The sequence below is a fragment of the Streptomyces sp. NPDC058864 genome (assembly GCF_042742985.1).
Lineage (GTDB): Bacteria > Actinomycetota > Actinomycetes > Streptomycetales > Streptomycetaceae > Actinacidiphila.
Genome location: NZ_JBHYMQ010000008.1, coordinates 39,017 through 60,200 on the forward strand (window position 1 = coordinate 39,017; position 21,184 = coordinate 60,200).

General features: G+C 72.9%; 20 protein-coding genes. 7 read left to right on the plus strand and 13 right to left on the minus strand.

The window, feature by feature from the left end:
- Positions 1 to 7 precede the first annotated feature (7 nt).
- Both ACFW3D_RS08910 and ACFW3D_RS08915 read right to left on the minus strand, forming a co-directional pair.
- Positions 8 to 433: a Zn-ribbon domain-containing OB-fold protein gene (locus ACFW3D_RS08910; protein WP_500502976.1), complete on the minus strand. Its 426-nt coding sequence runs from the start codon at positions 431 to 433 to the stop codon at positions 8 to 10.
- A complete protein-coding gene (locus ACFW3D_RS08915; RefSeq protein ID WP_500502978.1) occupies positions 430 to 882 on the minus strand; it encodes a DoxX family protein in 453 nt (150 codons plus the stop codon). Before ACFW3D_RS08915 ends, ACFW3D_RS08910 begins: the two co-directional genes overlap by 4 nt.
- A gap of 133 nt (positions 883 to 1,015) precedes the next feature.
- Here ACFW3D_RS08915 and ACFW3D_RS08920 point away from each other — a divergent pair, with 133 nt between their 5' ends.
- The 3 genes from ACFW3D_RS08920 to ACFW3D_RS08930 all read left to right on the plus strand — a co-directional run bounded on the left by ACFW3D_RS08920 (position 1,016) and on the right by ACFW3D_RS08930 (position 5,516).
- On the plus strand, positions 1,016 to 2,209 hold the full coding sequence (locus tag ACFW3D_RS08920; protein WP_500502980.1) for a flavin-containing monooxygenase: 1,194 nt from the start codon (positions 1,016 to 1,018) through the stop codon (positions 2,207 to 2,209).
- A gap of 270 nt (positions 2,210 to 2,479) precedes the next feature.
- On the plus strand, positions 2,480 to 4,687 hold the full coding sequence (locus ACFW3D_RS08925) for an acetate--CoA ligase family protein (protein ID WP_500502982.1): 2,208 nt from the start codon (positions 2,480 to 2,482) through the stop codon (positions 4,685 to 4,687).
- The gene (locus ACFW3D_RS08930) at positions 4,680 to 5,516 is read left to right on the plus strand and encodes an enoyl-CoA hydratase/isomerase family protein (protein WP_500502984.1); all 837 of its coding nucleotides are present in this window, start codon (positions 4,680 to 4,682) and stop codon (positions 5,514 to 5,516) included. The genes ACFW3D_RS08925 and ACFW3D_RS08930 overlap by 8 nt, the downstream gene beginning before the upstream one ends.
- A 12-nt stretch (positions 5,517 to 5,528) precedes the next feature.
- Here ACFW3D_RS08930 and ACFW3D_RS08935 read toward each other — a convergent pair whose 3' ends face one another.
- A complete protein-coding gene (locus tag ACFW3D_RS08935; protein WP_500502986.1) occupies positions 5,529 to 6,149 on the minus strand; it encodes a hypothetical protein in 621 nt (206 codons plus the stop codon).
- 84 nt (positions 6,150 to 6,233) lie between these two features.
- Between ACFW3D_RS08935 and ACFW3D_RS08940 the strand changes: the two genes are divergently transcribed.
- The gene (locus ACFW3D_RS08940; protein ID WP_500502988.1) at positions 6,234 to 6,851 is read left to right on the plus strand and encodes a flavin reductase family protein; all 618 of its coding nucleotides are present in this window, start codon (positions 6,234 to 6,236) and stop codon (positions 6,849 to 6,851) included.
- An 18-nt stretch (positions 6,852 to 6,869) separates the two neighbouring features.
- Here ACFW3D_RS08940 and ACFW3D_RS08945 read toward each other — a convergent pair whose 3' ends face one another.
- Together ACFW3D_RS08945 and ACFW3D_RS08950 are read right to left on the minus strand one after the other, a co-directional pair.
- Positions 6,870 to 7,196, minus strand: a complete 327-nt coding sequence (locus tag ACFW3D_RS08945; RefSeq protein ID WP_500502989.1) for a hypothetical protein — start codon at positions 7,194 to 7,196, stop codon at positions 6,870 to 6,872.
- 86 nt (positions 7,197 to 7,282) lie between these two features.
- Positions 7,283 to 8,617 (minus strand): MFS transporter, encoded by a 1,335-nt coding sequence (locus tag ACFW3D_RS08950; RefSeq protein WP_500502991.1) that lies wholly within the window; start codon positions 8,615 to 8,617, stop codon positions 7,283 to 7,285.
- Between the two features lie 70 nt (positions 8,618 to 8,687).
- Between ACFW3D_RS08950 and ACFW3D_RS08955 the strand changes: the two genes are divergently transcribed.
- Positions 8,688 to 9,713: a GlxA family transcriptional regulator gene (locus tag ACFW3D_RS08955; RefSeq protein WP_500502993.1), complete on the plus strand. Its 1,026-nt coding sequence runs from the start codon at positions 8,688 to 8,690 to the stop codon at positions 9,711 to 9,713.
- Positions 9,714 to 9,719: 6 nt separating this feature from the next.
- Here ACFW3D_RS08955 and ACFW3D_RS08960 read toward each other — a convergent pair whose 3' ends face one another.
- From ACFW3D_RS08960 to ACFW3D_RS08975, 4 genes are read right to left on the minus strand one after another with little or no spacing between them, the layout of a single operon-like run.
- The gene (locus ACFW3D_RS08960) at positions 9,720 to 10,769 is read right to left on the minus strand and encodes a Zn-dependent alcohol dehydrogenase (RefSeq protein WP_500502995.1); all 1,050 of its coding nucleotides are present in this window, start codon (positions 10,767 to 10,769) and stop codon (positions 9,720 to 9,722) included.
- Complete coding sequence (locus ACFW3D_RS08965; RefSeq protein ID WP_500502997.1) at positions 10,769 to 12,235, minus strand: aldehyde dehydrogenase family protein; 1,467 nt, start codon at positions 12,233 to 12,235, stop codon at positions 10,769 to 10,771. Before ACFW3D_RS08965 ends, ACFW3D_RS08960 begins: the two co-directional genes overlap by 1 nt.
- Complete coding sequence (locus ACFW3D_RS08970; RefSeq protein WP_500502999.1) at positions 12,232 to 13,377, minus strand: acyl-CoA dehydrogenase family protein; 1,146 nt, start codon at positions 13,375 to 13,377, stop codon at positions 12,232 to 12,234. The genes ACFW3D_RS08965 and ACFW3D_RS08970 overlap by 4 nt, the downstream gene beginning before the upstream one ends.
- A gap of 28 nt (positions 13,378 to 13,405) precedes the next feature.
- Entirely contained in the window at positions 13,406 to 14,308 is a 903-nt protein-coding gene (locus ACFW3D_RS08975) for an SDR family oxidoreductase (protein ID WP_500503001.1), read from the minus strand.
- 95 nt (positions 14,309 to 14,403) lie between these two features.
- Between ACFW3D_RS08975 and ACFW3D_RS08980 the strand changes: the two genes are divergently transcribed.
- Positions 14,404 to 15,330, plus strand: coding sequence for a cyclase family protein (locus tag ACFW3D_RS08980; protein ID WP_500503003.1), 927 nt, complete (start codon positions 14,404 to 14,406; stop codon positions 15,328 to 15,330).
- A 33-nt stretch (positions 15,331 to 15,363) separates the two neighbouring features.
- On the opposite strand, the gene ACFW3D_RS08985 is transcribed toward ACFW3D_RS08980, so the two are convergent.
- The 4 genes from ACFW3D_RS08985 to ACFW3D_RS09000 all read right to left on the minus strand — a co-directional run bounded on the left by ACFW3D_RS08985 (position 15,364) and on the right by ACFW3D_RS09000 (position 19,481).
- Complete coding sequence (locus tag ACFW3D_RS08985; RefSeq protein ID WP_500503005.1) at positions 15,364 to 15,837, minus strand: ATP-binding protein; 474 nt, start codon at positions 15,835 to 15,837, stop codon at positions 15,364 to 15,366.
- Between the two features lie 378 nt (positions 15,838 to 16,215).
- Positions 16,216 to 17,166, minus strand: a complete 951-nt coding sequence (locus tag ACFW3D_RS08990; RefSeq protein ID WP_500503007.1) for an acyl-CoA dehydrogenase family protein — start codon at positions 17,164 to 17,166, stop codon at positions 16,216 to 16,218.
- A gap of 6 nt (positions 17,167 to 17,172) precedes the next feature.
- Positions 17,173 to 18,294, minus strand: coding sequence for an acyl-CoA dehydrogenase family protein (locus ACFW3D_RS08995; RefSeq protein WP_500503009.1), 1,122 nt, complete (start codon positions 18,292 to 18,294; stop codon positions 17,173 to 17,175).
- Entirely contained in the window at positions 18,285 to 19,481 is a 1,197-nt protein-coding gene (locus tag ACFW3D_RS09000) for an amidohydrolase family protein (RefSeq protein WP_500503011.1), read from the minus strand. Before ACFW3D_RS09000 ends, ACFW3D_RS08995 begins: the two co-directional genes overlap by 10 nt.
- Before the next feature lie 168 nt (positions 19,482 to 19,649).
- On the opposite strand from ACFW3D_RS09000, the gene ACFW3D_RS09005 reads away from it, so the two are divergent.
- Positions 19,650 to 21,149, plus strand: coding sequence for a class I adenylate-forming enzyme family protein (locus ACFW3D_RS09005; RefSeq protein WP_500503012.1), 1,500 nt, complete (start codon positions 19,650 to 19,652; stop codon positions 21,147 to 21,149).
- The last annotated feature ends 35 nt before the right edge of the window (positions 21,150 to 21,184 follow it).

Below are 21,184 nucleotides of genomic sequence, written 5' to 3' on the forward strand. Positions count from 1 at the left end.
CCCTCATTCAAGCAAAGGAGGCCGCCCGGTCCGGACGGAAGACGGGGATGGCGATCCGGCCGTCTTCGGCCGCGGGGCGGAAGCAGACGCGCAGGTCCATGCCGACGCGCAGCGCTTCGTGGGGACAGCCGACGACCTCCGTCATCATCCGCGGCCCCTCGGCGAGGTCGACGATGGCGGCGACGTAGGGGACCCGCCCGGCGAAGGGCCGGAGGTCGTTGGCGTGCACCACGGACCAGGTGTAGAGGGTGGCGTGGCCTGCGGCCTGTTCCCAGACGACCTCCTCGCTCCAGCAGCGGGGGCAGAACTCCCGGGGGTAGTGGTGGGCGGCTCCGCAGCCCGCGGCCAGGCAGCGGCGGATCAGCAGCCGGCCCTCCGCGGCGGCCCGCCAGTAAGTGCGCGTGAAGGTGTCGGGCTCGGGCAGGCCGGTCACAGGAAGAGCCCCCAGACGCTGTCCAGGGACCAGGTCTGCCAGCCCATGGCGAAGAGGAGGACGGCGGAGATGAGGATCATCATGGCGTTCTGCCCCTGTTCGGCCCAGTCGTGGATCATGAGGACGAGGTAGAGCAGGTTGAGGACGATTCCCCCGGCCAGGGCGATCGGGGTCAGCAGGCCGGCGGTCAGGCCGAGGCCGACGGCGAGTTCGGCGTAGACGACGACGTACGCCATCGCCTTGGGGCGGGGCGCGACGACCGCGGAGAAGCCGCCCCGGACGAAGGTCCAGCGATGCCTGGCTGCGACGTCGGCGGCCCAGGCGATGCCCGTGCCCCGCTCGAACCAGCCCTTCTTGTCCTTGTGCCGCCAGCTCTCCAGCCACCACAGCCCGAGGCCGATGCGCAGGACGGCGAGCCATTCGGCGCCGGTCAGCCAGATGGTCTGCATCGTATGCCTCCCCTGGGCAAGTAATCTGACGGTATGTCAGTTGAGCGGATGCGGTCGCACCTCCGCAAGGTGCGGGGACGAAAGCGCGCTACCTTCCGGTAGTGACCCTCAACCTGCAGGCACGGGAGCAGCCATGACCGACACCTCGGCATCCGCCGGCACCTCCGCATCCGCCGCCGCCTCCATACCGAGCACGGCCGCGCCGGACGCCATCGTCGTCGGCGCCGGTCCCGGCGGTCTCGCCGTCGCGGCGTCGCTGCGGCACCGGGGCGTGCGCACCCTGGTCGTCGAGCGGTCGGACGCGGTGGGCGCCTCCTGGCGCGGCCACTACGACCGGCTGCGGCTGCACACGACCAGACGCCTTTCCGCGCTACCGGGCCTGGGAATCCCCCGGGCGTACGGCCGCTGGGTGGGCCGCGACGACGTCGTGCGCTACCTGGAGCAGTACGCCGAGTTCCACGGGCTCGACGTCGCCACCGGCATAGAGGTGGGGCGGATCGAGCCCGCCGAGGACCCGGCGGCGGGCTGGGCGCTCCCGGCCACCGGCGGCCGCCGGCTGACCGCGCGGAGCGTCGTCGTCGCCACCGGCTACAACCACTCGCCGTACCTGCCGGACTGGCCCGGCCGCGACACCTTCGACGGGGAGCTGCTGCACGCCTCGCGCTACCGCAACGGCCGCCCCTACGAGGGCCGGGACGTCCTGGTCGTCGGCGTGGGCAACACCGGCGCCGAGATCGCCGTCGACCTCGCCGAGTCCGGCGCGGACCGCGTCCGGCTGGCGGTGCGGACTCCCCCGCACATCATGCGTCGCTCCACCGCCGGGTGGCCCGCGCAGCGCACCGGGATCATGGTGCGCCGCCTCCCGACGAGGCTGGTCGACGGGATCGCGCCCTATGTGGAGCGCATCTCCGTGCCGGACCTCTCGGCGTACGGGCTGCCCCGCCCGGACAACGGGCTCTACTCGCGGGTGCGGGAGGGCTCCATCCCCGTCCAGGACGTCGGCATCATCGACGCCGTCCGGTCGGGGAAGGTCGAACCCGTGGCCGCCGTCGAGGGCTTCGACGGACGCGAGGTGCTGCTCACCGACGGCACGCGGATCACCGCGGACGTGGTGGTCGCGGCCACCGGCTACCGGCGGGGCCTGGAGCCGCTCGTCGGCCATCTCGGCGTCCTGGACGAGCGGGGCCGGCCCCTGACGCACGGCCGCCGCAGCCCCAAGAACGCCCCAGGGCTGTACTTCACCGGCTTCACCAACCCCATCAGCGGCATGTTCCGCGAAATGGCCATCGACGCGCGCCGGATCGCCAAAGCCGTGGCACGGCGGTAGCGGACCCGGCGCGACGGTTGTCGAGGGGGTGCGGAGGAGCGCCCGCCGCACCCCCGGCCACGCCTCCGCATCACCCTTGAGCACCCCCGCGGCGCTCCCGCACCACCCCGGTCCGGCGGACCGGCCGGCCCTCTCCCCTTCATCCGGCCGGGCCGCCCTCCCGCGGGGCGCACAGGTTTCTCGCATCCTCCCCGTTCCTGACGGATCGTCAGTTAAGTAATCTGACATTGCGTCAGTTCTCTGTACCTTCGAGCGGGACGGGCGAGACACATGCTTGGTTCGACCTTCAGCACACGCGGCACCGATCCCGCGGCGGACGCCGGCGGCCCGAACCGCCGCACGCACGAGGTGGACGTCAGCGGGCGTCCGCTGCACGCCCGCGTACCCGACCTCGACCGCTTCTTCCGGCCCGAGTCCCTGGCCGTGGTGGGCGCCTCCGACGCCGAGGGCCGGCCCAACACCGGCATCACCCGGCAGCTCGTCGACTGGGCGGAGCGGGTCGGCGCCCGGCTCCACCCCGTCAATCCCGGCCGCGCGACCGTGTTCGGCCTGCCCTGCCACCCCTCCGTCGCGGATCTGCCCGAACCGGTCGACCTCGCCGTCCTGCTCGTCGCCGACCCCCTCCCCGTCCTCGAACAGCTCACCGGGGCCAAGGCGCGGTTCGCCGTCGTCTTCGCCTCCGGCTTCGCCGAGACGGGAGAGGCGGGCGCCGCCGCCCAGGAGCGGCTCGGCCGTGCCGTCGCCGGCAGCGGGCTGCGACTGCTGGGGCCCAACACCAACCTCAACGCCTTCCAGCCGTTCCGCGAGGACCTCCCCGGCCCGGCCATCGCCCTGATCACCCAGTCCGGCCACCAGGGCCGCCCGGTCTACGCCCTGCAGGAACTCGGCATCCGGCTCAGCCACTGGGCACCGACGGGGAACGAGGCCGATCTGGAGACCGCCGACTTCCTCTCCTACTTCGCCGGGCGCCCCGAGGTCGGCGCGATCGCGGTCTACGCCGAAGGCCTCAAGGACGGACGCTCGTTCGCCCTCGCCGCCGACCGCGCGGCCCGCAACAAGGTTCCGGTGGTCATGGTGAAGGTGGGCCGCACCGAGACCGGCACCCGCGCCGCCGCCACCCACACCGGCAAGCTCACCGGTTCCGACGCGGTCGCCGACGCGGCCTTCCGCCAGTTCGGCGTCATCCGCGTCGACGGGCTGGACGAACTCCAGGACACCGCCGCCCTGCTGGCCCGCGCCCGGCCACCGGTCGCCGAGGGTGTGGCCGTCTACTCGATCTCCGGGGGCACCGGGGCCCACTTCGCCGACCTGGCCACCGCCGCCGGGCTGCCGCTGCCCACGCTCCCTGAGACGAAACAGGCCGAACTCCACCAGTGGATACCGGAGTACCTGAACGTCGCCAACCCCGTGGACAGCGGAGGCCACCCCGTGGGCGACTGGCGCGGCCGGAAGATCATCGACGCGATCCTCGCCGATCCCGCGATAGGCGTCCTCATCTGCCCGATCACCGGCCCCTTCCCGCCGATGAGCGACCGGCTGGCCCGGGACCTCGCCGAGGCCGCCGAGGCCACCGACAAGCTGGTGTGCGTGATCTGGGGCTCCCCGGTGGGCACCGAAGAGGCCTACCGGACCACCCTGCTGGGCTCCTCCCGGGCCGCCACCTTCCGCACCTTCGGCAACTGCGTGACCGCCGTACGGGCCTGGCTGGACCACCACCGCTTCACCGCCGGCTACCGCTCCCCCTTCGACGACGCGCCGCGCACCCCCTCCTCCTCCGCGCGCAAGGCCCGCGCACTGCTGCACCCCGGCCGCCGGCTGAGCGAGCACGCCGCGAAGCAGCTGCTGCGCGCGTACGGCATCCGCGTCCCGCGCGAGCAACTGGTCACCAGCGCCGCCGGTGCCGTCCGGGCGGCCGCGCTCGTGGGCTACCCGGTGGTGATGAAGGCGTCCGCCGACCGGCTCGCGCACAAGACCGAGCTCGGCCTGGTGAAGATCGGCCTCACCTCGGCCAGCCAGGTCCGCGACGCGTACCGCGAACTGGCCGACATCGCGCGCTACGAGGGCCTGGACCTCGACGGCGTCCTCGTCTGCCAGATGGTGGAGCGCGGTGTGGAGATGGTCGTCGGCATCAGCCACGACCCGCTCTTCGGGCCCACCGTCACCGCCGGCCTCGGCGGCGTCCTCGTCGAGGTCCTGCGGGACACGGCCGTCCGCGTACCGCCCTTCGACGCCGGGACCGCGCAGGACATGCTGCGGGAACTGCGCGGCGCGCGGCTGCTCGACGGGGTCCGCGGGGCTCCGCCCGCCGACACCGACGCGCTCGTCGACGTCATCCTCCGCGTGCAGCGCATGGCGCTGGAACTCGGCGACGGCCTCGCCGAACTCGACATCAATCCGCTGATGGTGCTGCCGCGCGGGCAGGGCGCCTGCGCCCTCGACGCACTGGCCGTCTGCCGTCAGGAGAACACGCATGACTGACTCCCCCCGTGGAGTGGTTACGGAGCGTGACGACCCCGTGGAATCCGTTGTACTCCACGTCACCGACAACGGGGTCTCCCGGCTCACCCTCAATCGCCCCCAGGCGATGAACGCCATTACCCCTGACCTGCGCGAACGCCTCATCGAGAAATTTCTCGAGGCCTCAGCGGACCCGGCCGTCCGGGCCGTCGTCCTGACCGGCGCAGGCCGCCGGGCCTTCTGCGCGGGGGCCGACCTGCGCGGCGGTCCGGCCGGTGCGGACCGGGTCGCGGGCGACGTCGCGCGGATGATCCGGTCCGGGGCCCAGCGCCTCATCGCCGCCGTCCTCGACTGCGAGAAGCCCGTGATCGCCGCGGTGAACGGCACCGCCGCGGGTCTCGGCGCCCATCTCGCCCTCGCCTGCGACCTCGTCCTGGCCGCCGACACGGCGAAATTCATCGAGGTCTTCGTCCGCCGCGGCCTCGTCCCCGACGGCGGAGGCGCCTACCTCCTCCCCCGCCTGATCGGCCCGCACCGCGCGAAGGAACTCCTCCTGCTCGGCGACGACCTGCCCGCCCCCGCCGCCGAACGCCTCGGGCTCGTCAACCACGTCGTCCCCGCCGACGACCTCGACACGGCCGCCCGCGCCCTCGCCGGGCGCCTGGCGGCCGGCCCCACGCGCGCCCTGGCCCTGACCAAGCAGCTCGTCAACGCGTCCCTGGACTCCGACCGCGCGACGGCCTTCGCCGCCGAGGCGGCCGCGCAGGAGCAGAACATGACCACCGCCGACGCCCAGGAGGGACTGCGCGCCTTCCTCGAACGCCGCCCGCCGGACTTCCGCGGACGGTGACGCCCCGAGGGCTCACTCCACGGACGCCCCGGGCGGGGGCCGGTACTCCTCCAGCAGGCCGGTGCCGTACGCCAGCAGGCCGCCCGCGAAGACGACGCCGATCACCGCGATCGTCACGACCCCGACCTGGAAGGCGACATGCCGTTGCCGCGCCCACCCGGTGCGGCCCTCCGGGTCCCTGCGCCCCGCGTAGAACGAGGTGACCAGCACCGGCGCCGCGCCGGCACCCGCGACGCACGCCCAGGCGAGCACGTACGGACCGTCGAGCCACACGACGGGCAGCGCGACCACGGCGGCCGTCGCCACCTCCACCGCCAGGAGGCAGAGCCATCGGGGACGTCCGGTGCGCGCCGCGAGCCGCAGCCCCAGCACCGTCGCCGGCAGGGCGTGCAGGAGGGAGGCGGCCACCGCGCAGGCCCAGAGGGGGATGAGGAACAACGGCAGGAAGCAGCAGGCCAGCGGTTCGCCGAAGGCACGCTCCGAGGACGCCTGGGACGGCAGGAGGACCATGTGGACCGTTGCCGCGACCGCCATCACCGCGCAGTACGTCGAGACCGCCGCCGCTCGTCCGGCGTCGCCCCACGGGTCGACCGCGGGCCGCACCGGGGACCCCCACCCCGTACCCCGTCCCATGACCGCCACGCTACGCCCGACGCCCGTCCGCCCTGCGCACGGGCCTTCACTTCTGACGGTCCGTCAGTTTCAATGGAAGGCGTGATGGGACAAGCAGGCATGGCGGTCGCCGTCGTCCGCTACCTCCGGTCCGCCGGGGCGGCGCCGACGGCCGGGCGGGTGGACCCGCTGCCGCGGCCGGAACTGCGGGCCGTGCGGCCGGACGAGCGCGCCCCGGTGGACCAGGCGGAGTTCCGCAAGGTGCTGGGGAACTTCGCGAGCGGCGTGACGGTGATCGCGGCGCCCGGGGACAACGAGGATGACGGACCCACGGGGTTCGCCTGCCAGTCGTTCGCATCACTGTCGCTCGACCCCCCGCTGGTCGTGTTCATGGTGGCGCGCACGTCCACCAGCTGGCCGCGCATCGCGCGGGCCGGGGTGTTCTGCGTCAACGTCCTCGGCGCGGGGCAGCAGGGGCTGTGCCGCACCTTCGCCGTGAGCGGTGGGAACAAGTTCGCGGGCGTGGAGTGGGATCCGGCGCCGGTGACGGGCTCGCCCCGGCTGCGCGGCGTGCCCGCCTGGATCGACTGCGTGATCCACGCGGTGCACACCGGCGGCGACCACCTCGTCGTCATCGGCAGGGTCCGCGACCTCGGTTGCGCGGCGGAAGGCAGCGAGCCGCTGCTCTTCCACCGCGGCCGCTTCGGCCGGCTCACGTCCTGACCGCGGCCGACGTACGTCTCAGCCCGCGGACTCCGGCGCCTGGTGCGGCGCCCACCAACTGGTCAGCGCCCAGATCCCGAGGGCGGCCACGGCCACCGCCACCAGGGCCGCGAGCCCGGGGCGGCGCGACCCGCGCAGCGTGAGCAGCCAGAAGGCGAGCGGCACCAAGGCGCCGCCCGCGGCCACGAGCGGAAGGTCGACGTAGAGGACGCTCAAGTCCCGGCGTTGCCCTTCGAAGCCGCCCTCGACGTTGACCCTGGCGAGCGGTGCCCAGGCCAGCAGCGCGGACGCGGAGCCCAGGACCGCCACGAGAAGGCCGGTAAGGCCCTTGGTCGCTTCCCTCACACACGGGACGGACGCCCCGGTGCCGCACGCGGTTCCCGCGCCGCCGCGGTGCGGGCGCGGGAACCGCCGACGCCGGGGCCGGCCGGCTATGCCGCGAGGGGGAGCGCCCCGGAGTCCGGGGTCGACCGCCGCCGGATCACCAGCGACATGAGCGCCGCCAGCGCGCACAGTGCCCCGGAGGAGTACCAGACCAGGTTGTAGTCGCCGAAGGTGTCGCGCGCCACGCCGCCGAGGAACGCCACCAGGGCGGCGCCCACCTGGTGGGAGGCGAGGACCCAGCCGAAGACGATGGCGCTGTCGGCGCCGTAGTACTCGCGGCACAGGGCGATCGTGGGCGGCACGGTGGCGACCCAGTCCAGGCCGTAGAAGACGATGAACAGCACCATGGGCGGGTGGACGGAGTCGCCCAGGAGCACCGGCAGGAACATCAGCGACAGTCCGCGCAGACCGTAGTAGGTGGCCAGCAGCCGCCGCGGGCTGAAGCGGTCGGTGAACCAGCCGGAGGCGACGGTGCCCGCGATGTCGAAGATGCCGATCACGGCGAGCAGGGAGGCGGCGGCCGTCACCGGCATCCCGTGGTCATGCGCGGCGGGCACGAAGTGCGTCTTGACCAGGCCGTTCGTCGAGGCGCCGCAGATCGCGAAGGTCCCGGCCAGCAGCCAGAACGGGCCGCCGCGGGCGGCGCTGAACAGGGCCTTCACCGCCCGCGTCGCCGCCCCCGTCACCGGCGGCGGCTTCGGCACGAACTCCTTGGCGCCGTAAGGGGCCTGGCCCACGTCGGCCGGGTGGTCCCGCAGCAACACGTACACCAGGGGCGCGACGAGGACCGCGGCGCCCGTGACGGTGAGGGCCGCCGCGCGCCAGCCCGCGTGCTCGATGACGACAGAGAGCAGGGGGAGGAAGATCAGCTGTCCCGCCGCTCCGGCCGCGGTCAGGATGCCCGTGACCAGGCCGCGCCGGTGCTCGAACCAGCGGTTGGTGACGGTCGTCGCGAAGGCCAGCGCCATGGAGCCGCTGCCCAGTCCGACGAGCACGCCCCACAGGAGCACGAGCTGCCAGCTCGCGGTCATGAAGACGGTCAGGCCGGCTCCCGTCGCGATGGTGAGGAGCGCGGCCGCCACGACCCGCCGGATGCCGAAGCGGTCCATCAGCGCGGCGGCGAACGGCGCCGTCACACCGTAGAGGGCGAGGTTCACCGAGACCGCCAGGCCGATCATGCCCCGCGACCAGCCGAACTCACCGTTCAGCGGCTCGATGAGCAGTCCGGGCAGGGAGGCGAAGCCTGCGGCGCCGATGAGCGTGACGAAGGCGGCGGCGGCCACCGACCACGCGCGGTGGAAGCGGGGTGTGCGGAGCGGCCGGGAATCGTCGGGGACCCTGTCGGCGAGGGTCTGCGCGGGAAGCTCGGGAGTCTGCGTCACCGGATCAGCATCCGGCATCGCTTCTGACGGAACGAGTGGCCGGATGGTCATGTTGTGCAAGGATCGGGCCATGGCCGAATCCATGGAGACGCCTTCGCGGAACACCGATCCCGGCACACCGGCGCGCCACCGGGTCGCCGTCCTGGTGCAGCACGGGGTGATCCCCTTCGAAGTGGGCATCCCGCACCGCATCTTCGGCGGCGCGAGGGACTCCGACGGGACCGATCTGTACGAGGTGGTGACGTGCTCCCCCCACGGTCCCGGGCCGGTGCGCGCCGAGGCGGACTTCGCGATCCACGTCGTCCACGGCCCCGAGGTGCTGGAGACCGCCGACACCGTCATCGTCCCCGCCGCCCACGAGCGTTCCGTCGCCCACACGGAGGGCCGCCTGCCCGAGGAGATGGCGGCCGCCTTCGCCCGCATCCGCCCCGGGGCCCGGCTGGTGTCCATCTGCACCGGCTCGTACTTCCTCGCCGCCGCCGGCTACCTGGACGGTCTGCGTGCCACCACGCACTGGTCGAGCACGGACCACTTCCAGAGGCTCTTCCCACGGGTTCGGGTCGAACCGGACGTCCTCTACGTCGACAACGGCGCCATCCTCACCTCCGCGGGCGTCGGCTCGGGCGTCGACCTGTGCCTGCACCTGGTACGCCGTGACCACGGCATCGCCGTCGCCAATGCCAGCGCGCGCCGTACGGTCGTACCGCCGCACCGGGAGGGCGGTCAGGCCCAGTACATCCAGCGGCCCGTCCCCGAGCCCCAGCAGGCCACCACGGCCGCGGCGCGCACCTGGGCGCTGGACCGCCTCGACCGGCCGCTGACGCTGCGCGAGCTGGCCGAGCGCGAGGCGATGAGCGTGCGCACGTTCACCCGCCGGTTCCGCGAGGAGGTGGGCACCAGCCCCGGGCAATGGCTGACGCAGCAGCGCGTCGAGCGTGCCCGGCACCTGCTGGAGACCAGCGACCTGTCGGTCGACCAGGTCGCCCGGCAGGCAGGGTTCGGCACGGCGGCCTCCATGCGGCAGCACCTCCAGGCCGTCCTCGGCGTCTCGCCCAGCGCCTACCGGCGCACCTTCCGGGCGACGGCGGCGTTCTGAGGCGCCTCAGAAGGTCAGCACGCCCCGCGCCACGCGGCCGCCGCGGGCGTCCTCCACCGCCTTGGCGAAGTCCTCCACCGGATAGGTGCGGGTGACGAGTTCGTCCAGCAGGAGCCGCCCCCGCCGGTACAGGTCGGCGTAGAGCGCGATGTCGCGCTGCGGCCGGGACGATCCGTAACGGCATCCCAGGATGGACTTGTCGAGGTACATGGAGGACACCAGGAAGGAGGCCTCGGCGTCGGCCGGCGGCACACCGAGCAGGACGGCCTGGCCGTGCCGGTCCAGGAGGTCGACGGCCTGGCGGACGAGCCCGACGTGGCCGACGCACTCGAAGACGTGGTCGGCGCCGGTGGGCAGCAGCGCGCGCACCGCCGCGGCCGAGTCCACGAAGTCGGTGGCGCCGAACAGCCGCGCGGGTTCCTCCTTCGCCGGGTTGGTGTCGACGGCGACGATCCGGGAGGCGCCCGCGAGGCGCGCGCCCTGCAGCACGTTCAGGCCGATGCCCCCGGTGCCGATGACCACGACCGTGTCGCCCCGGTCGACGCGGGCTCGGTTGAGGGCGGCGCCGACCCCGGTCAGCACCCCGCAGCCGATGAGCGCGGCGGAGGTGAGGGGGATGCCGTCCGGGAGGGGCACGGCCTGGACGGCCTTGACCACGGTCAGTTCCGCGAAGGCCGAGTTGGAGGCGAAGTTGAACAGCGACTCGCCCTGACGGCTGAAAGGCCTGCCGGGACGTCCGATCGCCTTGCGGCACATCGTCGGCCGGCCCCGGTCGCAGTCCGGGCAGGTGCCGCAGTTGGCGAGGGTGGACAGGGCCACGTGGTCACCGGGCGCGACGTGCGAGACGCCGGCGCCGGTCGCCTCGACGACGCCCGCCCCCTCGTGGCCGAGCACGACCGGGACGGGGAAGGGGATCACGCCGTCGACGACGGACAGGTCGCTGTGGCACAGCCCGGCCGCGTGGATACGGACCAGCACCTCGCCGGGGCCCGGGTCGCAGACCTCCAGGTCGTCGACGACCGCGGGCTGCTTCCCGTCGAAGATCACACCTCTCATCACCACACCACCGCCTGGAGTTCGCTGTAGGCGTGCAGCCCGAAGGAGCCGCCGTCACGGCCGATGCCGCTGTGCTTGAAGCCGCCGAAGGGCGTCTCGGGATGACGCTGCACGGTGTTGATGCCGACGTTGCCGCTGCGCAGCCGGGCGGCCAGGGCCCAGGCGCGTGCGGTGTCGCTGCCGAAGACGTAGTCGTACAGGCCGTACGGGGTGCCGTTGGCGATCTCGACGGCCTCGTCCTCGGTGTCGTACGGGAGGGCGGCGACGACCGGGCCGAAGATCTCCTCCTGCGCGACCGTCATGCCGGGCGTGACGTCCGCGAGCAGCGTGGGGGCCACGTAGTAGCCGGGTTTGAGGTCGGGGCGGGCGCCGCCGGTGACGACGCGGGCGCCCTGCTCGCGGGCACCGGCGACGTACGCCTCGACGCGGTCACGCTGGGCGGCGGTGATCAGCGGGCCGACGACGGTGGAGTTATCCACAGGGTCACCGACGGTCAGGGAACGGGCGTACTGTTCAAGGGCGGTGATCACCTGTTCGTACCGCCCGCGGGGGACGAGCACCCGGGTCGGCGCCGTGCAGATCTGACCTGAATGGAATGCCCATGTTGAACCGACAGCAGATATCGCTGATCTGAGGACGCCCGGGGCGGCGTCCTCGAGGATGATCGCCGCGCCCTTGCCTCCCAGTTCCATCAGGGTCCGCTTCATCGACGCGCCCGCGACGCGGGCGATCGCCTGCCCGACCGCCGTCGAGCCGGTGAAGCTGATCATGTCGACGCCGGGGTGCGCGACGAGTGCCTCGCCGGCCGCGGCGCCCGAGCCGGTGATGACGTTGAACACCCCGTCGGGCAGGCCCGCCTCCCGCATGATCCCGCCCAGCAGCAGGCAGGTCAGCGGGTCCTGGGGCGCGGGTTTGGCGACGACGGTGTTGCCCACGGCCAGGGCGGGGGCGACCTTGCCGGCCAGGTTGACCAGAGGGAAGTTGTAGGAGGTGATGCAGGCGACGACGCCCACCGGGCGCCGTGCCGCGGCCGCGTTGACCAGCCCGCCGGGGGCGAGCGGCGAGGCCTTCACGGGCTGCGGCGCGAACGGGATCGTGTCCGGCTCCAGCGCGCCCCGCGCATAGCGCCGGAAGCGGTCCGCCGCAGTGGGAATCTGCATGCTCGACGCGACACGGATCGTCGCTCCCGTCTCCTGCTGGAGCAGCGGTACGAGATCCGCCGACCGCGAGGCGAGGACGTCCGCGATCCGCTCCAGGATCGCGGCGCGCTCCGCCGGGCTCGTACGGGACCAGCCCTCGTACGCCTCCCGCGCGGCGCGCACCGCGGCGTCCACGTCCGCCGGGCCCGCTTCGGGGGCGTGCCCGACGGTCTCCTCCGTGGCCGGATTGACAACTGGATAGTGAGCTCCGGCCGGTTCGTGCCACCGGCCGCCGATCCAATGGCCGTACGTCCCGTCGCTGTTCATCCGCGAGGCTCCTTCGGGAGGCCGAGCACCCGCTCGGCGATGATCGTGCGCTGGATCTCGTCCGAGCCGCCGTAGATGGTGTCGGCGCGGCTGAACAGGAACACGTGCTGGGCCTGGTCGAGTTCGTAGGGCCGCTCCGGCTCCCACGGCGTGGGCCCGGTCGCGGCGGGGGCGCCGCGGACGGCGACGGCCAGTTCGCCGAGCCGCTGGTGCCAGCCGCCCCACAGCAGCTTGGCCACGCTCGGGGCGGCCGGGTCCGCGGTGCCCAGCGTGCGCAGGGCGTTCCAGCGCATGGTGCGCAAATCGGCCCACTGGCGCACCAGCCGGTCCCGCAGCACGGGGTCGGCCACCGCCCCGGTGGCGACCGCGCGGTCGACGACCTGGCGCAGTTCGCGTTCGAAGCCGATCTGCTGGACGAGGGTGGAGACCCCGCGTTCGAAGCCCAGGAGGGACATGGCGACCTGCCAGCCGTTGCCCTCCCCGCCGACGACGTGGGCGGCGTCGGCGCGCGCCCCGTCGAAGAAGACCTCGTTGAACTCGGCTGTCCCGGTGAGCTGGCGGATGGGGCGCACCTCGACCTTGCCGGGCTGGTCCATGGGGACGAGCAGGAAGCTCAGTCCGTGGTGGCGGCGCGAGTCGGGGTCGGCGCGGGCCAGGACGAAGCACCAGTCGGCGTGCTGGGCGAGGGAGGTCCAGATCTTCTGGCCGGTCACGCGGTAGCAGGGGCCCTCGGCGTCGTGGTCCCGGACGGCCGCGGTGCGGACGCCGGCGAGGTCGGAGCCCGCGCCGGGTTCGCTGTACCCCTGGCACCACAGTTCCTCGCCGCGGGCGACCGGCGGCAGGAAGCGGTCGCGTTGGCCGGGTGTGCCGTGTGCCTCCAGGGTGGGGGCCAGCAGGTTCTCGCCGATGTGCCCGGAGCGGGCGGGAGCCTCCGCGCGGGCGTACTCCTCCCCCCAGGCGACCTGCTGGGGCAGGGTCGCACGGCGGTTGCCGTACTCGCCGCGCCAGCCGAGCCCGATCCATCCGGCGGCGCCGAGTTCCCGCTCCCACTCCCGGCCGGGTGCGCGGTCCGGGCGTGCCGTCAGCCACGCCCGCGCCTCCGCGCGGAAGGCCTCCGTCTCCGGGCCGAAAGTGAAGTCCATGGTCCGCCCTCTCCTCGGCGCGGGGCCGTCACTGCCCTCGGGAGGCGGCCGCGGCGGTGCGCATGGCCTCGAGCCGGGCAAGCATGGGCATGGGGTCGGTGCCGACCGTGCCGGGCAGGGCGGCGGCGATGCGCTGCGGCGTCCAGCCCTCGCCGTCCGCGTAGGCGGCGCGCAGTTCGCGGGGCTGGGCCCAGACCGCGATCTTGGGTCCGGCGACGGTGTAGACCTGTCCGGTGATGTCGCGGGCCTGGTCGCTGAGCAGGTAGACGACCATGGCCGCGACGTCCTCGGGTTCGCCGATCTCGTCGAGTTCCATGGGCACGTTGGCGGACATGCGGGTGTGTGCCACGGGGGCGACGCAGTTGGCGGTCACTCCGTAGCGGTGCAGTCCGAGCGCGGCGCTGCGGACCAGCGAGATGATCCCGCCCTTGGCCGCGGAGTAGTTGGCCTGGGAGACGCTGCCCTGGTGGTTGCCGCTGGTGAAGCCGAGGAGTGTGCCGGAGCCCTGCCGGCGCATCACGGCGGAAGCGGCGCGGAAGACGGTGAAGGTCCCCTTCAGGTGGGTGGCCAGGACCGGGTCCCACTCGTCCTCGCTCATGTTGAAGAGCATGCGTTCGCGCAGGATCCCGGCGACGCAGACAACTCCGTCGACACGGCCGTAGGTCTCCACCGCGGTGGAGACGATCCGTTCGCCGCCCGCCATGGAGGACACGTCGTCGGTCACCGCGGTGGCCTCGCCGCCGGCCGCCTCGATCTCCTTCACGACGGCGGCCGCGACCTCGCCCGTCGGCTCACGGCCGTCGACCGCGACGCCGTAGTCGTTGACGACGACCTTGGCGCCCTCGGCCGCGCACGCGAGGGCGACGGCCCGCCCGATCCCGCGCCCGGCCCCCGTGACCGCGACGGCCTTTCCGCTCAGGAAGTTGCCCACGTCCGGTCCCGCCCCTTCTCAGAGTTTCTGACGGACCGTTAGATTTTAGGAGCACGGACGCACCCCAGCACAAGCCCTGAGACCGGGAGGCAGCGATGGCGTTCCCCGCCGAGTTCCACGACATCGCCAAGCGCGTCAACAACTGGGGCCGCTGGGGGGAGGCCGACGAGACCGGCACCCTCAACCTGATCACCGACGAGGTCGTCCGCGCGGCGGCCCGCACCGTGCGCGGCGGACGCCGCGTGCCGCTGGCGCTGCCCCTGCGGCAGGACGGGGTGCAGACGGGCATGATCCCGGGCAGGGTCAATCCGCTGCGCACCATGGTGATGCTCAACCACGAGATGTTCGGCCCCGGCACGGTCGCCACCAGCGACGACATCGTCACCATGGGGCTGCAAGCGGCGACCCACTGGGACGCCCTGACCCATGTCTCGCACTCGGGACGGATCTACAACGGCCGCCCGGCCGGCTCCGTCACCGCCCACGGCGGAGCCGCGTTCAGCGGCATAGAGAAGATCGCGACGCTGCTCTCCCGCGGCGTCCTGCTCGACGTGGCACGCGCCCGCGGCACCGACCGGCTGCCCGGCGACCACGCCGTCACCCCCGACGACCTCGACGCGGCCGAGGAACTGGCCCGCACCACGGTCCGGGCCGGGGACATCGTGCTGGTCCGCACCGGCCAGATGCAGGTGTACCTGGCGGGCGACAAGCACGCCTACGCCTTCCCGTCACCGGGGCTGTCGGTGCGCACCCCCGAGTGGTTCCACGCCCGCGACGTCGCGGCGGTCGCCAACGACACGCTGACCTTCGAGATCTTCCCGCCGGAGATCGAGGACCTGTGGCTCGCCGTGCACGCCCTGGACCTGGTGGAGATGGGCATGCCCCAGGGCCAGAACTGGAACCTGGAGGCACTGTCGGAGGCGTGTACCGAGGAGGGGCGGTACGAGTTCCTGCTGGACGCCACGCCGCAGCCCTTCGTGGGCGGGGTCGGCAGTCCGGTCGCGCCGGTGGCGGTGCTCTGAGGACGGACCCTGCGGTCCCTGGGGTCCGTGCGGTCAGAAGGCGGGGCGGCGGATCAGCCCGCCGATGGACTGCGCGGGGACGATCGCCGGGCGCTCACAGCGGTCGATCTCGCACCAGATCTGCTTGCCGGCGCCCTCGCGCTGCCAGCCCCAGCGGTCCGCAAGGCCGTCCACGAGTTCCAGTCCCCGGCCACCGGTCTCGTCGTTGTCGGCGTGCCGCGGGCGCGGCGGGGCGTCGCTGGTGTCGGCCACCTCGACGCGCACGGTCTCCTGTTCGCCGCTCTGCGAGGCGCCGGAGGAGCGGAAGAGCATCCGCAGCACGGCGGGACAACCGGTGTGCACGACGGCGTTGGTGACCAGTTCGGAGATGAGCAGGATGAGGGTCTCGGCGACCGGCTCGTCGGCTCCTATCCCGGAGCCCGCCAGACGCGAACGGGCCCACCGGCGGGCCCTGCCGACCTCTGCGGGGTCGGGGCCGACCTCAAGCTGAACCTGGAGCACCTGCACTGCTCACACCATCCGAACCGGCGGACACATCGCCTCGCGCCTCGGCAGGGTCACCGTACGTGACCTCTTCGCGACCCAGCATGATTGACCCGCAGTCACCGCAACAAGCGCTTCGGGCATATTCCAGCGCAAGGGGGTACGAGTACTGCATACTGTGCGGGGCTCATTACGGGGCGAAATCGAACAGCCCGGCACAGGCAGCCCACCGGGCACCGAGGCCCCGCCACTGCCACATCCGTCGCGTTTCGCCACCACACGCACCCGATGGAGCGTACCCGAGGCGGGCTCCGACTCCACGGCGTGACGAGTCACACCTCGGACACAACCCGATATCGACGCTCGGGAGCCCCTTATCCGTGATGAAACGCCCATAGCCGACTAACCGCCGCGAAAAGTGTTGTCGAGGAGGCTCAGCGCGAGCCCCTCCTCACACTCCGCCACCGATCGGCCCCGGCCGCGCAGGATCCATGAGCGCTTGATGTGGAGATGCACCTCCGCCTCCCAGGTGAAACCCATCCCGCCGAACACCTGCAGACAGTCACGGGCATTGCGGACGGCTGCCTCGTCCGCCAGCAGCCGCGCGGCGGCGGTCTCGCCGGCTTCGCCGGAGACAGCGGCGGCACGCACCGCCGTACGTGCCATCTCGGACCGGACCAGCATGTCCGCGCACAGGTGCTTGACCGCCTGGAAGGAACCGATGGGCCGCCCGAACTGCTCCCGGTCGGCGGCGTGGCGGACGGCGAGATCCAGGGTGCGCGCCGCACTGCCGGTCTGCTGGGCCGAGGTCAGCAGTTCGCCCGCCGTGACCTCGCCCGCCGTGACTCCGCCGGTCATGACCCCGCCCGCCGTGACCCCGCCGGCCGGTTCGCCGCCCGTGACCCGGTGCAGCGGGGTGAGCGGGTCCACCGAGCGCACCGGCTCGGCCTTGCCGTAGGAGCCCAGCACATGGCCGGACGCCTCCAGCCACTCGATCAGCTCGCCGTCGACCGCGGTGACCACCGCGGTGCCCTCCGCCGCCCCCGGCACCCGTCCGGCCGCCAGGTGGGTCGTCACCAGGGGCCCCGGGAGCAGCGCCCGTCCGGCCTCCTCGAAAACGAGCACGGCCTCCGGGAGACCGAGACCGAGTCCGCCCCGTTCCTCCGGCAGCCGCAGCGCGAAGAACCCCGCCTCCCCCAGCGCCCGCCACATTCCGAGGTCGAGGGTCACCGGCCTCCCCGCCGCCGCCCCGGCAGCGTCCTCCCGCAGTCGCTCCGCCGGGTAGAGCCGCGCCAGCAGCCCATGGGTCCCTTCGGCTAGCGCCCGCTGGTCCTCGGTGAGGCGGAAGTCCACGGCCGCTCACGCCCCCTTCGGCAGGCCGAGGATCCGCTCGGCCACGATGTTCCGCTGGATCTGCGACGTGCCCGCCGCGATGGTGTAGGAGAGCGCGGAGAGCCGGTCCGACGTCCACGGGCGGTCGGCGTCCAGTGCCCCGGAGGGGCCGAGGATCTCGGCGGCTGTGTCGTAGAGCTCCTGGCGGGCGTGCGAGTAACGCAGCTTGAGGACCGAGCCCCCGACGCCCGGGGCGCCGGCGCTGACGTTCCACTGGACGAGCCGCCACAGGACGCCGAACTCCGCCGCCAGGCGCCCCAGCCTGCGCCGCAGTACGGGGTCGTCCCAGGCCCCCGTCCCCCGGGCGGTCCGGGCCAGTTCGCGCAGCGTCCGCCGGCAGGCGACGACCTCCCCAGCGAAGGCGGTGCCGCGTTCGAAGGAGAGGGTCACCATCGTGACCCGCCAGCCGTCGTTCTCCGCACCGACCCGGTTGGCGACCGGCACGCGCACCTCGTCCAGGAACACCTCGGCGAACTCCGTCGTCCCGGCGAGGGTCCGCAGCGGCCGTACCGTCACGCCCGGCAGGTCCATCGGCATCGCCAGCCAGCTGATGCCGCGGTGCCGCGGCGCGTCGGGGTCGGTGCGCACCAGCAGTTCGCACCAGTCGGCGACCTCGGCGTGCGAGGTCCAGATCTTCGACCCGGTGACCACGTAGGCGTCGCCGTCGCGCACCGCCCGCGTCCGCAGGGACGCCAGGTCCGAGCCCGCCCCCGGCTCGCTGAACCCCTGGCACCAGACCTCGTCCCCGCGCAGCACCGGCGGCAGCCAGCGTTCCCGCTGGCCGGCCGTCCCCTGGGCGGCGATGGTGGGCCCGGCGTGCAGCAGGCCGACGAAGTTCGCGCCGACGTAGGGCGCCCCGGCCAGCTCGGTCTCCTCCAGGAAGATCAGCCGCCGGGCCGGATCGGCGTTCCAGTGCACGTCGGCGTAGCCCGCCTCGTGCAGGAGCCGCTGCCAGCCGGTGTCGTACGCCCGCCGGGCGGGCCAGTCTGCGGGATCGGGGGCGGGCGGCAGGGCCGGCAGCGTCCGGGCGAGCCAGGCCCGCAGCTCGTCCCGGTACGCCTGCTCCGCCTCGGTGTACGTCAGGTCCACCGGTCCGGCTCCAGCCCCAGCATGCGGATGGCGTTGCCGCGCATCAGTTTGTGGACCGTCTCGTCGTCGAGGCCCTTCACATGGTCGAGGGCGACCTCCTTGGTGTGCGGGAAGGTCGAGTCGACGTGCGGGTAGTCGGTCTCGAAGGTCGCGTTGTCCCGGCCGACGACGTCGATGGAGGCGACGCCGTGCTTGTCGCGGAAGAAGCAGCAGAAGATCTGCCGGTAGTAGTAGGTGGACGGCGGCTCGGGGACCACGTCGCGCACGCCGCCCCACGCCCGGTGCTCCTCCCAGACGTCGTCGGCCCGCTCCAGGGCGTAGGGGATCCAGCCCATCTGCCCCTCGCTGTAGGCGAGCTTGAGCCGGGGATGGCGTACCAGCACCCCGCTGAAGAGGAAGTCCATCATCGAGGCCATCGCGTTGTTGAAGGAGAGCGAAGCCTGGACGGCGGGCGGCGCGTCCGGGGAGGCGGCCGGCATCTGCGAGGACGAGCCGATGTGCATGTTGACCACCGTCCCGGTCTCCTCGCAGACGGCGAAGAAAGGGTCCCAGTAGCCCGAGTGGATGCTCGGCAGTCCCAGGTGGGTCGGGATCTCGCTGAAGGTGACGGCCCGCACGCCGCGGGCCGCGTTGCGGCGGATCTCGGCGACGGCCAGGCCCACGTCCCACAACGGGATCAGGCAGAGCGGGATCAGCCGGCCGCCGCTGTCCCCGCACCACTCCTCGACCATCCAGTCGTTGTAGGCGCGGACGCAGGCGAGGGCGACCTCCTTGTCCTTGGCCTCGGCGAAGGTCTGGCCGCAGAAGCGCGGGAAGGTGGGGAAGCAGAGCGAGCCCTCGACGTGGTTGAGGTCCATGTCGGCGAGCCGGGCCTTGGGGTCCCAGCAGCCGCGCCGCATCTCCTCGCGGGTGATGCCCTCCAGGGTCATCTCGTCCCGGTCGAAGCCGACGGCGGCGATGTTCCGCTTGTACGGGAACTTCAGGTCCTCGTAGATCCACCAGTCGGTCGGCGGTCCGTCCGGGTCCATCGTGATCTGGTACTTGCCGCCCACGTAGGCGAGCTCCCCGATCCCGGCGGTCAGCGGCTGCGGACCGCGGTCCCGGTACTTCGCCGGCAGCCAGGTCTCGAAGAGGTGCGCGGGTTCGATCACGTGGTCGTCGACGCTGATGATCCGGGGCAGTTCCATCGCTCCCCGCCCTTCCTTGAATCTGATGGACCGTCAGATTTACAGTACGCCGACCACCCCGGACCGTCCATCGAAGACGCGCGGACCCTGGACCGCGCCCGGCCGGGCACCTACGCTCCGGGCGAGCCATCTGACGTTCCGTCAGTTGGCCTACCGGGAGGAGAAGAGATGCGAAGTCTGGGCGACTCGCCGACCCTCTGGGCGCTCATCGCGGGGCGGGCCACCCTGACCCCCGACGCCCCGGCACTGCTCGACACCGACGACCGCCGGCTGACCTTCGGGCAGCTGCACGACCGCGCCGAACGGGTCGCCGCCGGGCTGCACGCCCGGGGCGTCCGGCCCGGCACCCCGGTGGCCTGGCAGCTGCCGACCCGGATCGAGACGGTGGTCCTCTCGGCGGCCCTCGCCCGGCTGGGCACCGTGCAGACCCCGATCATGCCCTTCTACCGTGACCGCGAGGTCGGCCACATCCTGCGCCAGACCAGCCCCGCCCTCTTCGCCGTCCCCGGCGCATGGCGCGGCTTCGACCACACCGCGATGGCGCACCGTCTCGGCGCGCACGACGTCCTGGAGGCCTACGACTCCCTCCCGGAGGGCGATCCGGGCTCCCTCCCCGACCCGCCCGCCGACGGCACCCGGGTCCGCTGGATCTACTGGACCTCGGGCACCACCTCCGAGCCCAAGGGCGTGCTGCACACCGACCGCAGCCTCATCGCCGGCGGCTCCTGCCTCGCCCTCGCCCTGGAACTGGGCCCGGACGACGTCGGCTCCGTCGCCTTCCCGTACGCGCACATCGGCGGCCCCGACTACCTGGTCATGCTGCTGCTGTGCGGGTTCCCGGCCCTGCTGCTGGAGCACTTCTCGCTCCCGGAGTCCCTGGAGGCCTACCGCAGGCACGGGGTCACCATGGCGGGCGGCAGCACCGCCTTCTACTCCCTCTTCCTCGCCGAGCAGCGCAAGCAGCCCGCGGGCGGCAGGATCATCCCCACCCTGCGCCTGCTGTCCGGCGGCGGCGCCCCCAAGCCGCCCGAGCTCTACCACGAGGTGGTCCGCGACCTCGGCTGCGCCCTCGCGCACGGCTACGGCATGACCGAGGCCCCGATGATCACCATGGGCTCGCCCCGCGACCCCGTCGACCGGCTCGCCGCCACCGAGGGCCGTCCGCCCGCCGCCATGGAGATACGCATCGCCGAGGACGGCGAGGTACGACTGCGCGGCGAGGCCGTGTGCCAGGGCTACACGGACCCGGAACTGACCGAGCGGGCCTTCGACGCGGACGGCTTCCTGCGTACCGGGGACGTCGGCAGGCTGACCCCGGACGGCTACCTGGTCCTCACCGGGCGCCTCAAGGACATCATCATCCGTAAGGGTGAGAACGTCTCGGCCAGGGAGATCGAGGAACTCCTCTACGCCCACCCCGGCGTCGCCGAAGCCGCCGTGATCGGCCTGCCCGACCCCGAGCGCGGGGAACGCGTCTGCGCCGTCGTCGAGCAGCCGCGGGACGCGGGACCGCTCAGCCTCGCCGAGGTCACGGCGTTCCTCCGCGAGGCGGGTCTGGCCGTCCACAAACTGCCGGAACAGCTCGAGGTGGTGGACGCGCTGCCCCGGAACGAGACCCTTCGCAAGGTCCTCAAGTACAAGCTCAGGGAGCGCTTTACGAAAGCGTGAGGCACGTCCGGCGCAAAGCCGCGTAACCTCCTCCG